This is a genomic window from Nostoc sp. 'Peltigera membranacea cyanobiont' 210A (assembly GCF_002246015.1).
GTDB lineage: Bacteria > Cyanobacteriota > Cyanobacteriia > Cyanobacteriales > Nostocaceae > Nostoc.
Window position 1 is genome coordinate 84,539 of record NZ_NOLJ01000008.1, and the last position, 13,600, is coordinate 98,138.

The window sequence follows — 13,600 nt, forward strand, 5'->3', positions numbered from 1 at the left end:
TAAAAATTGCAGCTTGATGTTTACACAGCTAGCTGCTTGAAAAAAAATTTATGAACATATCAAAACAGATTGCTCAATGGCGGATTGTGGCTGCTTCTGTATGTGGTACAAGTCACTTAAAAAACAATCAATTATGTCAGGATGCTCATCACTGGCAGATATTGTCAGATAATGTTTTAGTGGCAGCCGCAGCAGATGGTGCGGGTTCTGCTAGCCTTGGGAAAGTGGGAGCGATGGTTGCTGTGGAGACAGCAATCGAAAACATTTCTACCAAGGGGCTGACCCGAAAAAGTTTGACTGATGATACATTGGTGCGATCGCTCTTAAATGATGCCATATTAGCTGCCAAAAAAGCTGTAGAGGATGAGGCGGCTACTTGTGATAAACAGCCTCAAGATTTAGCAACTACCTTAATTATGCTGGTTGCCACACCAGAAGTTGTAGCTGTAGTTCAGATAGGCGATGGTTTGGCAGTGGCTAAAGATAGTATGGGCAACCTGCTGGCACTGACGATGCCTGATAGTGGTGAATACATCAACGAAACTACTTTTTTAACTTCGCCTCATGCCTTAGATACAGCACAAATGAGATTATGGCGCACAGACATAGTAAACGTTGGTATCATCACCGACGGATTACAAATGCTGGCTTTGAATATGGTTGTTGGCGAACCTCACAAACCATTCTTTTTTCCGCTGTTTGAATTTGTCGCCAATACTGAGGATAAGACAGAAGCGAAGGAGCAATTGGTAAAATTTTTACGCTCAGAGCGGATTACGCAACGCACTGATGATGATTTAACACTCATTATAGCCGCATTCAACGACTCATGAGCAATCGATTTACAGGTTTCACATCTTACAATAACTTCCGTTAGCGGTAATTTCATTATGCAGGTACTACGTTGTTCCCCCAGAAAAGAAATCCTCAGTCTCAATGTCAGTTTGGGACGTGGCGGTGAAGCTTGTGTTTATGCTGTGCCATCCGATAACGACTTGGTGGCGAAGATTTACCACAAGCCAACCACTGCCCATGCTGAAAAACTCCAGGCGATGCTTGCCAACCCGCCAGAAAACCCTACGGCGAGTTTAGGGCATATCTCTATCGCTTGGCCAGAGGATTTATTACGGGCGGCAGATGGCAAAAATAGCATCCTGGGCTTTTTGATGCCACGTATTCAGGGGATGCGTCCAATCATCGACTTTTACAACCCCAGAACCCGTCGGCAACATTGCCCCTTGTTCAACTATCAGTACCTGCTCCGCACGGCTCGTAACCTGGCGGCAGCTTTTGCCGCTTTGCACGCTAGTGGATATTGCATTGGTGATGTGAACGAGTCTAATATCCTCGTCAGTGATACAGCACTGGTGACTTTGATAGATACAGACTCTTTCCAAGTAACCGACCCAAACAGCAATGTTGTTTATCGCTGCCCAGTAGGTAAACCAGAGTTTACTCCACCAGAACTACAGAATAAAACTTTTGCCCAGCACGATCGCGAAATCTCTCACGATTTATTTGGGTTAGGGGTGCTAGTATTTCAACTCTTAATGGAAGGCACCCACCCATTTTCGGGGATTTTTCAAGGTGCGATTGAGCCACCACCTTACGAAGCACGCATTGCATCGGGTCATTTCACTTACAGCGAAAAGCGTTACGTACCCTACCTGCCGACACCTATTGCCCCCCCTTGGGAAATTCTCCATCCCAGTTTACAGGAATTATTTGTCCGTTGTTTTGAAGAGGGTCATAACAACCCACAACTACGCCCCAGTGCCCAGACTTGGCTCTCAGCCATCGCTGAAGCCGAAGAGTCCCTAATTACCTGTACGACAAATCCCCAGCATCGCTACAACAACCACATGCGTAGCTGTCCGTGGTGCGAACGTACAGTGCGATTAGGTGGACGCGACCCCTTCCCATCACATCGGGCTATAGAAGCTAGAGAACATCTCCAACCGCGAGTCAAAGCGAGAAAACGCTACAATCAGACACCGCATTTTCCCCAGCGCGCCATGTCACCGCAGCTAGCTAATTACTGGCAGCCAATGACTCCTAGCGGTTCATATAAACCTTCCAAAAAGTCAAAGTTGTACCCGATTATTTGTTGTTTGCTGGGTTTTGGTTTATTGGGATATGCAGATGTAATGATTAAATTTACTCAGCCGTTAGTTTCCCAAAATGCTTACACCCAACAAACAATCAAGTCTTCCCAGCCAAATAATAAACTCAGCTTCGCTGATTCTTATCAGCAAGGTTATATTGCTTACAAAGAGCGAGACTATGACAAAGCAATTGTCAATTTTAGCCAAGCAATTGAACAAGAACCTACACATGCTAGAGCAATTGTAAATCGTGGCAATGCCCGCTATAACCTGAAAGACTACGAAGGAGCAGTCACAGATTATAGCCAAGCTCTGAAAATCAATCCCAATCAAACCAAAGCTCTGGTAAATCGGGGCAATGCCCGCTATATGCTCGCCGAATATAGCAACGATCCCGATCGAGAATATAATCTAGCGATCGCAGACTATAATCGAGCCATCGGTCTGGATAATAATGAAATTGAAGCTTATGTCAGACGGGGAATTGTCCGCGCCCAAATGGCTAAATACAGCGGTGAATCTCAACAAGCTTACAAAAAAGCGATCGCAGATTTTACTCAAGCCATACAACTTAATGTCTCCAAAGCCGAAGCTTACTTCCAGCGGGGTGTTGTCTATTATCAAATTGCTCAATATAGCAGCAATTATCAGCAAGAATATAATCAAGCGATCGCTGACTTTAACCAAGCATTAACCCTAAGCCCTAAACTAGCAAAAGCATATCTCAAACGAGGTATGGTTCGCTATGAACTGGCACAATATGGCGGTAGTGAAGCTAACAAAAACCAGACAAAAGCTGTCGAAGATATACAGGCATCTGCCAAAATATTTCTTGAGCAAGATGACATGGATAATTATCAACAAGCACTCAGTAATATGTGTGTAGTCATCGAAAACAAATGTGACCCTTTATTCCAAGGCTCAAGTAACATGGAAAAAACTAACTAGAAACAAGTAAGTTTTGTTACTAGCATATTGTTGGTTTTGATTGAAAAAATCAAGCCTGATATCATGTCCGCTTGGTTACTTATTAAACCTCAAGAACCCCACCCCGCCAAAGCTACGCTTTGTCTCCCTGCCCCTAATCCCCAGAGGGGGCCCCGAGTTCCCCGCAGGCGGGGAGGGGTGCAATGATTGTGGAAATCATAACTAATTACCCGGACATGATATGACTAGGGTTAGCGCCAGCTAACCCTAGTTATTTTATAGGTAACATTTTTATTTCATTGAGTAATTTATTTCTGTATTTATAGATATTCATAGAGCTTTTATATAGAAAAGATTTTAATTTATCTTTCCTTTATAATTTCATCGGAAATTACAGTTAGATTATTGACGGAGAAACAGAAATCAGAAATACATTTCTCTCCCTTTAAGTGCATCCGCTTCATCTCGAAAAAGTCAAATAATCATATCCCTACAAATCTCCGAGGTAATTGCATGAAAGCGGTGATTTTGGCTGGAGGTCTTGGTACACGCCTCAGTGAAGAAACCAGTGTTAGACCCAAGCCGATGGTTGAGATTGGTGGTAAGCCAATTCTCTGGCACATAATGAAAACTTACTCTGCACACGGCATTAATGATTTCATCATTTGTTGCGGTTATAAAGGTTACATCATTAAAGAGTATTTTGCTAATTACTTCTTACACATGTCAGATGTTACCTTTGATATGCGCTTTAACCAGATGAATGTGCATTCTGGTTATGCAGAACCCTGGCGCGTCACCTTAGTAAATACGGGTGATAATACAATGACAGGCGGACGCTTAAAGCGAATCAGCGAACATCTTGGTAACGAGACTTTTTGCTTTACTTATGGTGATGGTGTCAGTAATATTAATATCACCGAGCTAGTTAAATTTCACAAAGAACAAAATAGCTTAGGAACACTTACCGCTGTTCAACCAGCCGGACGTTTTGGTGCTATTTCTTTAGGATATGAGCAAACCAAAATCACCAGCTTTCGGGAAAAACCGGAAGGTGATGGAGCTTGGATTAATGGCGGCTATTTTGTCTTAGAACCAGAAGTAATCAACTTAATTGCTGATGACTCTACAGTGTGGGAGCAAGAGCCATTAGAAAAGCTAGCTGATATGGAACAGCTATCAGCTTTCAGACATGATGGGTTTTGGCAACCAATGGATACTTTACGCGATAAAAACTATCTCGAAGGGCTGTGGAAGAACAATCAGGCTCCTTGGAAGGTATGGTAAGGAGATTGGGGACTGGGGATTGGGGACTGGGGACTAGGGACTAGGGATTGGGAAGATTTGAATGAAGATTCACATCCAAACCAAATCTTACTCATATTTTCTTACCCATTACCCAGTACCCAGTACCCAATCCCAAATAACTTTATGTATTTACTGTAATTTGAAGTGCGATAATACTAATGTATGATTTTGCGATTATAGGTGGGGGAATAGTTGGACTCTCGACAGCATTGGCTTTAGGAAAACGCTATCCCAATGCGCGTATTTTAGTACTAGAAAAAGAGAGTCAATGGGCATTTCACCAAACCGGCAATAATAGCGGGGTAATTCATTCTGGTATTTACTACAAGCCAGGGAGTTTCAAAGCTAAATTTTGTCGTGATGGTTCTCGTTCAATGGTAGAATTCTGCCAAGAGCATGGAATTGACCATGAAGTTTGTGGTAAGGTAATTGTTGCAACTGAAGAACAAGAGCTACCACGCTTAGAAAATCTCTACCAACGCGGCTTAGACAATGGCATAGAAGTCCAAAGAATCAGCCCCGAAGAAGTCAAGGAAATTGAACCTCACGTAAGATGTGTAGGTGGAATTCGCGTATCTTCAACTGGTATTGTTAATTACAAGCAAGTTTGTTTGAAATATGCCCAGCTAATTCAACAGCAGGGTGGAGATTTACACCTGAATACAAAAGTCCTGAAAATCTCTCCAAGTGGTAAAAATCAGGTATTGGAAACAAACAAAGGTAGCTTTGCAACCCGCTTTGTAATTAATTGTACTGGATTGCATAGCGATCGCACCGCCAAACTTGGGCAAGTTGAACCCCAAGCCAAAATTGTGCCATTCCGGGGAGAATACTACGAACTCACCCCAGAAAAACGCTATCTAGTCAAGACACTAATCTATCCAGTTCCCAATCCAGATTTCCCCTTCCTGGGTGTCCACTTTACCCGGATGATTGATGGTAGCGTCCATGCAGGGCCAAACGCAGTTCTATCCCTCAAACGCGAAGGTTACAAAAAAACCGACTTTGACTTACGAGATTTTTTGGAAGTCATCACCTATCCCGGTTTCTGGAAGTTAGCAGCTAAACACGCTGATGAAGGCATTCAAGAAATCATTCGTTCTTTTAGCAAAGCAGCCTTCACCAGAAGTTTACAAAAACTAATTCCCGAAGTGCAAGCAGAAGACTTAGTTCCCACCCATGCAGGAGTTCGCGCTCAAGCCTTAATGAACGATGGCAAGCTTGTAGACGACTTTTTGATTGTTTCTGGTCAAAACTCCATTCATGTTTGCAATGCTCCTTCTCCTGCTGCCACATCTTCTCTAGAAATCGGCAAAGCACTTGTGGCAGAAATTCCCCAACTTTCGCATCTAGAGAGTGTAGTCACTGCATAGATATCATAGTTGTTATTTCCGGGACTGCTGAGGTAAGGGATGAATCTTGTATAGTGGGCATCTTTCTTTGCCTCGAAATACAAGGGACGGTTAAGATACCCATTCCACAACAAACAAAAAAGTGTCGTGCATCAATTCAGAACCGCTATAGAGTGCTGCTACCCAATGGGTTAGTCGGCAAACTATGTAATAACTTTATATATAGCGCTTCTGGGTTGAGTCCAATGACCTCCAACCTCAAGAAAAGGGGTAAGATTCAAAGCCTCTCTCCTAAGAGGAGAGAGGTTTGGAGAGAGGTCAAGTTATTGCATCCAAATGAAAAATATAGCGGTTCCCTTCTAGATGCAACACACTCTAGGGCGTACATCTGTGCGTCCATGCTAAACGAAGAATTTAACTCATCAACACCATACAAAGGAATTAACCACAATGAAAATATTAGTAACTGGAACAGAAGGCTATCTAGGTTCGCTATTACCGCCTCTGTTAATTGAACGAGGACATGAAGTTATTGGTCTAGATACCGGCTTCTATAAAGTTGGTTGGCTTTACAACCCTAGTGGAGTCACACCCAAAACCCTCAACAAAGATATCCGCAACATCACCCCTGATGATTTGGAAGGTATTGAAGCCATAGTTCACATGGCGGAACTCTCCAATGACCCAGCCGGACAATTGGCACCCAATATTACCTACGAAATTAATCATGTAGGTTCAGTTCGTCTGGCTAGTCTGGCTAAGGCTATGGGTGTGCGTCGCTTCGTATATATGTCTTCGTGCAGTGTCTACGGTGTTGCTACCGCAGGTGATGTCACAGAAGAATCCCCAGTTAATCCCCAAACAGCCTACGCAGAATGCAAAACTCTCGTAGAAAGAGATGTCAGACCACTCGCTGACGATGACTTCTCTCCCACCTTTATGCGGAATGCAACAGCCTTTGGTGCTTCTCCCAGAATGCGCTTTGATATTGTTTTAAACAACTTAGCAGGGTTGGCATGGACTAGCAAAGAAATCAAAATGATTAGTGATGGCACACCTTGGCGGCCATTAGTCCACGCATTGGATATTTGCAAAGCAATAGTTTGCACCTTAGAAGCACCACGAGACATTGTACATAACCAAATCTTCAACGTGGGAGATACAGCGAATAACTATCGCGTTAAAGAAATCGCAGAAATTATTGCTGATGTTTTCCCAGATTGTAAATTGTCCTTTGGTGACAACGGCTCAGATAACCGCAGCTATCGCGTATCCTTCGAGAAAATCAACACAATCCTACCCGGATTTAAATGTGATTGGAATGCCCAACTTGGTGCCCAGCAGCTATTTGATTTATTCAGTCAGATACACATGGCTGAAGATACATTCTTATTTAGAGGATTTACTCGCTTAAAACAGCTAGAGTATCTAATTCGGACAGAGCAAATTGACAAAGATTTCTTCTGGAATAAAAAGTAGCTAAAGTCGTCTAGCAGCAACAGACAAATAATTTAAGCTTCCGAATCAAATAGTGTTGATTCGGGCTTATTTCATCCATCAAATTATTTGCAATCAGCGAGTTAAATTTTATGGCGCTCATCTCAGCATTAGGAGACGATTTAGCCATCGGAAAGCTAAAGAGATTGCCGCTGCATTGCATCGCTACATTTTGAGAAAAAGCCAAATAAATAAAGCAGAAGATGAATAAATTGCTGACTATCGCAATTCCAACATTCAATCGTGCCCAAATTTTAGACAAACAACTTACTTGGTTAGCCAAATCTATTAAAGGGTTTGAGTCTGACTGTGAAATCTTTATTTCTGATAATTGTTCTACAGATAATACCCAAGAAGTTATTAAAAAGTGGCAGACAATTCTTAGCAATGTAACATTTAACTCAAACAGGAATAGTGAAAATATCGGGGTTATGGGTAACATTGCCTGTTGCTTAAAAGCTCCAACTAGTAAATATGTTTGGACAATTGGTGATGACGATCCAATTCAAGAGAGAACCCTAGATTATGTGTTAAAAACACTAAAAAAACATTCAGATTTAGCACTAATGTTTTTAAATTTCTCTGGTCGTCAAAAACAAACAGGTCAACTTGTTGTCGAACGCTGGTTGAATAGTGATAACGACGAATTAAGAGTTGATGGTAAAACTGTATTTCAAAGTTATCTGAATGAAAACTTTGGTGGTGTACTTTTTATATCAGCAGCAATTTATCGCACAAATCTAGTGCAACGCGCTTTACAAAAATGGCCGTCTGCTACTAATAATTGGGCATCTCAAGCATATTGGACTGCATTTTGTGCTGCTCATGGAAGTGTCATCGTCACTAAAGACACTTATTTAGAATGTACTATGGGCGCTAGTCTTTTGGATCTCGACCCGACATGGAACTTTAAAATGCGATATGCATACATACCTGAAGTTTATATAAAACTACTCAAGGTAGGATATCCTCATAAATTTTGTCAGGAAATGATTTGGCAGAATTTCCATCAAAAAACTGACTTGAAAATCCTATTAGGTGCTTTAAAACGTTGGCCTTTATTGACAATCAAGATATTTATTCCTTACCTACGTTTATTAAGCATATCAGCTTGGGCAATTCTTTTTCCACCCAAACAGCTAGAGACTAACCTGTAACCATTCATATATCAATTTATTAACTACTATTTTTTACCATGCAGAAATTACTGACCATTGCTATACCGACTTATAATCGTGCTGAATTACTGGATAAACAGTTAGCATGGCTAGCTCAAGCTATCAAAGGTTTTGAAGATGATTGTGAAATTTTAGTTTCTGATAATTGTTCAACAGACAATACTCAGGATGTGATTAAAAAATGGCAAATAATACTTAGCAGTATCCCATTTAAATCAAATAAGAATCCTCAGAATTTAGGCGTTGTCAAAAATATTATGTATTGCCTAAATTCTAGTACAACAAAATATGTTTGGACGATTGGTGATGATGACCCAATTCAAGATAGAGCCATTGCTTATGTGATTAGCAAACTTAAGCAATATGAAGATTTATCATTGTTGTTTCTCAACTTTTCCGGTCGGAACCAAATGACTGGTGAACCAGTTCATCCACCAACAATTGTTGGTAATCGCTGGTTTGATATAGATAGTGAAGATGGCGATGGTGATGGTAAAGCTATATTTGAGCATTGTTTCTCAAAAAGTGTCGGTGCAGTCATTTTTCTGACTGCTACAATCTACCGCACTGATTTAGTGAAACGCGCTCTACAAAATTGGCAAGATGCTGAGAATAACTGGATATCTTTAGCATATTTAGCCGGGTATTGTGCCTCTAATGGTCGTGTAATTGTTACGAAAGAGACTTATTTGGAATGTGTTGTGGGTGTGAGTTATTGGCAGAAAGAACCAAAATCTGCACTTTTAATGCAATACAAACACATACCCGAAGTAATTTTGAAATTGGAGCAGAGTGGATATTCTAAGCAGTTTTGTCGGCGGATGCTTTTGCAAAACGGTAAAGAAGTCAACTTGAAAGTTTTCTTAGGTGCTTTAAGAAGATGGCCTATGTCTGCCATTCAGACAGTAGTCCCATTTTTGGCTTTAGTCGGTTTATGTGCTTTTGACGTGATGATTTCTAAAGAATTTAGTTTAGCAGAATCAAGTGAAATACCTGCTCAAGAAATACGGAGCTATGAGCCATAAGCTAATAAATTACTGATAAATCAACATTGAAATTAGAAAGAGTTTCCCACATGTTTAATCTAATTAAACGCAAATTATCTACACTATCTGCTGACTTTGAATATTATGTAGCTCGTTGGAAGCATAGCAGAAATCTGCCAGCATTGGAAGGGCGCGATCGCAACATTCTCAAAGCTCTCAAAAAAGACGGTGTTTATGTCACAACACTGGCAGATTTAGGCTTCAACTCTAGCTCCGAACTGCTCAAAGCTGCTTACCAGCAATTGTCTCAGATGGAAAATCCTAACAACGACCATCTAGATGAAAAGTTACCACAAATTTACACAGTTACAGGCTTACCAGAATTTTATGCCTGGGGAATGGAGAAAAGACTTCTCAATCTCATCGAAAATTATATTGGTCTGCCTATTGCTTTTCACGGTGTACATTTACGTAAAGATTTCCCTAGCAAACATCAGTTTGGCACGCTACTATGGCATGGCGATTCCGAAGACCGTCGCATCATCAAAATCTTTATTTACTTGAATGATGTCGAAGAAAAAACTGGGCCTTTTGAATACATTCCCCGCTCTTTAACTTCCTTATTTAGTTGGAATTATATGCGGCTGTTCTACAAACTTTGGAAGTCAGGCTATAGGGGCATCGATGATGAAGAAGTGAAAACAGTCATCCCCAAATCAGCTTGGAAATCCTGCCCAGGCCCAGCAGGTACTGTCTTGATTGTAGATGCGAAAAATACTTTGCATCACGGCACAGTCCGCACAGAAGAACGCTTAACACTATTCTTTTGTTACACCGCCAACCCCCCTGAAAAGCCAGAACTCTGCACCCAATACTGGGATGATACTTATCCCAGAGCAGAGCTAAGGCAGCAAGTCGAAAATAGCCGATAGTGTACTAAAGGTAGTCATGCAATGCTGATCAAGATTAAACGCAAAATATCTTCACTGGGATCTGAGTTCGTTTACAGATTAGCACTTTTGAAACACACTGCTAATTTGCCTACACTAGAAGCAAGCGATCGCAAAATTCTTGACGACCTTAAATATGATGGTATTCATATTACCACACTTGCTGAATTGGGATTCGATTCAACACCAGAATTGCTCAAGGCAGCTTATGGTTATTCGTCGCAAATGGAATCTGGCAATCATGACGATTTGAATGAAAAAATTCCCCAAGTTTACACAGTTACATATTTACCTGAATTTGCTACTTGGGGAAGCGAAAAAAGGCTTCTAAACATCATTGAAAACTACATTGGTCTGCCAATCATTTTTCATGGTGTACATCTCCGCAAAGATTTCCCTAATAAAAGTCAGTTTGGTACACAACTATGGCATAAAGATGCAGAAGACCGCCGCATGATCAAAATCATTATTTACTTAAATGATGTTGAAGAAAAGCATGGTCCCTTTGAATATATCCCAGCCTCTTTAACCTCTTTATTTAGATTAAACTATTACCGTACTTACTACAAGCTTTGGCAATCTGGTCATTTAGGTATCACAGATGAAGAACTAAATGAAATCATCCCGAAAGAGGCTTGGAAATCTTGTACAGGATCAGCAGAAACAGTCATTATTGTCGATCCCAAAAAAGCCATACATCACGGTACATCACGCACAGAAGATAGGCTAACTCTATTCTCCTGCTATACATCTACTTCTCCCGATCGCCCAGAAGTTTGTACTCAATATCGAGACAATACTTTTCCCCAACCAAAGTTAACTGAACCAGTGATTAATAGCGCCATATAGTTCAGTTAAAGCAAGCTGCTTGTTAATCTCAAAATTCACTCAAGACTATTCTTGATGAGGTTTATAACAAGTTAAGTTTTTAAATTTGCCAAGTTTTGTTGTCGTCAATATTCCTATCAAGGTTATTCATTCATGCTCTTCACCCAAACTGCACTCAAAGACGCATTCATCATTGATTTAGAAGAAAAGCCAGACCACCGTGGTTTTTTCGCTCGGTCTTTCTGCGCTCAAGAATTTGAAGCACACGGATTAAAGCCAACAGTTGCCCAATGTAACCTGTCTTTTAATTACAAAAAAGGCACTATCCGGGGAATGCACTATCAAGTTCTGCCAGCAGCAGAAACAAAATTAATTCGCTGTACTAAAGGCGCAATTTACGACGTAATTATTGATATGCGTCCTGAATCTCCTAGCTTTTTATCACACATTGGTGTAGAGCTAACTCCAGAAAATCGCCGCGCTTTATATGTTCCAGAAATGTTTGCTCATGGCTATCAAGCGCTCACCGATGAAACTGAAGTTGTATATCAAGTGGGTGAATTTTACACCCCAGGATATGAAAGAGGTTTACGCTATGACGACCCATTCTTTAACATTGATTGGCCTCTAGATGTGACTGAAATCTCCGAGAAAGATTTAAATTGGCCCTTGTTGAGAATGATGACTGTTGGCGTATAGACTATTTCTCTGTGCCAGGTGTTTTTAGCACAACACACTGGCTCCTCTGTATGAGGTAAGGTACTTCCAAAAACTATACCGCAGGGAGCAGGGGAGGGAATATGCAAGAGCAAATCAATAAGAAAAGTTTGCCCAAGCCTACAGAAATGCTGTGGAGCAAATTATCAAAAATCATAGCTGGAAAAACAGACTGCTGTTATAGCATCTAGCAAGCAACCAGTTAGTAGCTATCATTAATGATAATTACCATGAAAATGTACTTAATGTTTAGCTGTAAAAAATTATTAAGTGCAAAATTATCGAGAATTTGTAACACAACAAACAGTTCTAAAAAGGAGTTTAGTTCATGATTATTATCGATCGCGCCTTACAAACCCGTGCAGCAGCAGGAAATCCTATCAAGGTGGGAATGATCGGTGCTGGTTTTATGGGTCGAGGAATTGCCAACCAAATTGTCAATTCAGTGCCAGGAATGGAGTTAGTTGCTATCTCTAATCGCCAGATTAGTGCAGCTAAACAAGCTTATTCGGAAGCAGGAATTGAAGATATTCAAGTTGTTGCAACTGTCAGCGAATTAGAAGATGCGATCGCTAACGGTAAGTATGCAGTCACAGAAGACGCTAAGTTACTGTGTCGGGCTGAAGGCATCGATGCATTAATCGAAGTCACAGGTGCAGTGGAATTTGGCGCTCAGATCGTTATGGAAGCGATCGCCCATTGCAAACATGTGATCATGATGAATGCCGAACTCGACGGCACCATTGGCCCCATCCTGAAAGTGTATGCCGACAAAGCAGGCGTGATTCTCAGCGCTTGTGATGGCGATCAGCCAGGGGTACAAATGAACCTTTATCGCTTTGTAAAAAGCATTGGTTTAACTCCCTTATTGTGCGGTAACATTAAAGGACTCCAAGACCCCTATCGCAATCCCACCACCCAGGAAGGATTTGCTAAACGTTGGGGTCAAAAGCCCCACATGGTGGCTAGCTTTGCCGACGGAAGCAAAATTTCCTTCGAGCAAGCGATCGTTGCCAATGCCACAGGCATGAAAGTCGCCAAACGGGGAATGTTGGGATATGACTTCAGCGGTCATGTCGATGAAATGACCCAGTTATATGATGTTGAACAACTCAAAGAACTGGGTGGCATTGTCGATTATGTAGTTGGAGCAAAACCAGGCCCAGGCGTATATGTATTTGCCACTCACGACGACCCCAAGCAACGCCACTATCTCAACTTATACAAATTAGGCGAAGGCCCACTTTACAGCTTCTATACTCCTTATCACCTCTGTCATTTTGAAGTTCCCTTGTCCGTAGCGCGTGCTGTTTTATTTGGTGATGCCGTTATGTCTCCACTAGCAGGCCCGCTAGTAGATGTTGTCACCACCGCCAAAATCGACCTGAAAGCAGGAGAAACCTTAGATGGGATCGGCTACTACATGACCTACGGACAATGTGAAAATTCCGATATCGTCCAACAGCAAAATCTTCTACCAATGGGTTTAGCTGAAGGGTGTCGCCTCAAACGAGATATTTCTAAAGATCAAGTCCTCACTTATGAGGATGTAGAATTACCTGAAGGCAGACTCTGCGACCAACTACGAACTGAGCAAAACACCTATTTCGCTCCAGAAAAAATCTTAGTAGCAGTTGGATAATATCGGTTCTCAAAACATTTGCCACAAATGAATTGGCTGTAGGGGCGTAGAGTAGAGCCAAGGCGAATAGAATTCGCGGCTACACAAGCAAAGTCCGCCTGCGCGGACTA

Annotated in this window: 11 protein-coding genes; all 11 read left to right on the forward strand. The window is 41.5% G+C overall.

Features of this window, described 5'->3' with window-relative positions:
* The first annotated feature begins 50 nt into the window (after positions 1-50).
* The 11 genes from CDG76_RS24880 to CDG76_RS24930 all read left to right on the forward strand — a co-directional run bounded on the left by CDG76_RS24880 (position 51) and on the right by CDG76_RS24930 (position 13,490).
* Entirely contained in the window at positions 51-833 is a 783-nt protein-coding gene (locus CDG76_RS24880; RefSeq protein WP_094351581.1) for a PP2C family serine/threonine-protein phosphatase, read from the forward strand.
* Positions 834-890: 57 nt separating this feature from the next.
* Positions 891-3,053, forward strand: a complete 2,163-nt coding sequence (locus tag CDG76_RS24885) for a tetratricopeptide repeat protein (RefSeq protein WP_094351582.1) — start codon at positions 891-893, stop codon at positions 3,051-3,053.
* Positions 3,054-3,545: 492 nt separating this feature from the next.
* Complete coding sequence (gene rfbF / locus CDG76_RS24890; RefSeq protein WP_094351583.1) at positions 3,546-4,319, forward strand: glucose-1-phosphate cytidylyltransferase; 774 nt, start codon at positions 3,546-3,548, stop codon at positions 4,317-4,319.
* Between the two features lie 179 nt (positions 4,320-4,498).
* The gene (lhgO, locus tag CDG76_RS24895) at positions 4,499-5,713 is read left to right on the forward strand and encodes an L-2-hydroxyglutarate oxidase (RefSeq protein ID WP_094351584.1); all 1,215 of its coding nucleotides are present in this window, start codon (positions 4,499-4,501) and stop codon (positions 5,711-5,713) included.
* 429 nt (positions 5,714-6,142) lie between these two features.
* Positions 6,143-7,171, forward strand: coding sequence for an NAD-dependent epimerase/dehydratase family protein (locus tag CDG76_RS24900; protein WP_094351585.1), 1,029 nt, complete (start codon positions 6,143-6,145; stop codon positions 7,169-7,171).
* A 221-nt stretch (positions 7,172-7,392) separates the two neighbouring features.
* A complete protein-coding gene (locus CDG76_RS24905) occupies positions 7,393-8,346 on the forward strand; it encodes a glycosyltransferase family 2 protein (protein ID WP_094351586.1) in 954 nt (317 codons plus the stop codon).
* A gap of 38 nt (positions 8,347-8,384) precedes the next feature.
* Positions 8,385-9,392: a glycosyltransferase family 2 protein gene (locus tag CDG76_RS24910; protein ID WP_094351587.1), complete on the forward strand. Its 1,008-nt coding sequence runs from the start codon at positions 8,385-8,387 to the stop codon at positions 9,390-9,392.
* 50 nt (positions 9,393-9,442) lie between these two features.
* Positions 9,443-10,285, forward strand: coding sequence for a phytanoyl-CoA dioxygenase (locus CDG76_RS24915; RefSeq protein WP_094351588.1), 843 nt, complete (start codon positions 9,443-9,445; stop codon positions 10,283-10,285).
* Between the two features lie 21 nt (positions 10,286-10,306).
* A complete protein-coding gene (locus CDG76_RS24920) occupies positions 10,307-11,152 on the forward strand; it encodes a phytanoyl-CoA dioxygenase (protein ID WP_094351589.1) in 846 nt (281 codons plus the stop codon).
* 132 nt (positions 11,153-11,284) lie between these two features.
* On the forward strand, positions 11,285-11,830 hold the full coding sequence (gene rfbC, locus CDG76_RS24925; protein ID WP_094351590.1) for a dTDP-4-dehydrorhamnose 3,5-epimerase: 546 nt from the start codon (positions 11,285-11,287) through the stop codon (positions 11,828-11,830).
* A 346-nt stretch (positions 11,831-12,176) separates the two neighbouring features.
* Complete coding sequence (locus CDG76_RS24930) at positions 12,177-13,490, forward strand: NAD(P)H-dependent oxidoreductase (protein ID WP_094351591.1); 1,314 nt, start codon at positions 12,177-12,179, stop codon at positions 13,488-13,490.
* Positions 13,491-13,600 lie beyond the last annotated feature (110 nt).

Bases quoted from the DNA above. Each gene is read 5' to 3' on its own strand.
- CDG76_RS24910 (WP_094351587.1), top strand. From the start codon at position 8,385: ATGCAGAAATTACTGACCATTGCTATACCGACTTATAATCGTGCTGAA.
- CDG76_RS24885 (WP_094351582.1), top strand. From the start codon at position 891: ATGCAGGTACTACGTTGTTCCCCCAGAAAAGAAATCCTCAGTCTCAAT.
- CDG76_RS24915 (WP_094351588.1), top strand. From the start codon at position 9,443: ATGTTTAATCTAATTAAACGCAAATTATCTACACTATCTGCTGACTTT.
- CDG76_RS24900 (WP_094351585.1), top strand. From the start codon at position 6,143: ATGAAAATATTAGTAACTGGAACAGAAGGCTATCTAGGTTCGCTATTA.
- lhgO (WP_094351584.1), top strand. From the start codon at position 4,499: ATGTATGATTTTGCGATTATAGGTGGGGGAATAGTTGGACTCTCGACA.
- CDG76_RS24905 (WP_094351586.1), top strand. From the start codon at position 7,393: ATGAATAAATTGCTGACTATCGCAATTCCAACATTCAATCGTGCCCAA.
- CDG76_RS24880 (WP_094351581.1), top strand. From the start codon at position 51: ATGAACATATCAAAACAGATTGCTCAATGGCGGATTGTGGCTGCTTCT.
- CDG76_RS24920 (WP_094351589.1), top strand. From the start codon at position 10,307: ATGCTGATCAAGATTAAACGCAAAATATCTTCACTGGGATCTGAGTTC.
- rfbF (WP_094351583.1), top strand. From the start codon at position 3,546: ATGAAAGCGGTGATTTTGGCTGGAGGTCTTGGTACACGCCTCAGTGAA.
- rfbC (WP_094351590.1), top strand. From the start codon at position 11,285: ATGCTCTTCACCCAAACTGCACTCAAAGACGCATTCATCATTGATTTA.
- CDG76_RS24930 (WP_094351591.1), top strand. From the start codon at position 12,177: ATGATTATTATCGATCGCGCCTTACAAACCCGTGCAGCAGCAGGAAAT.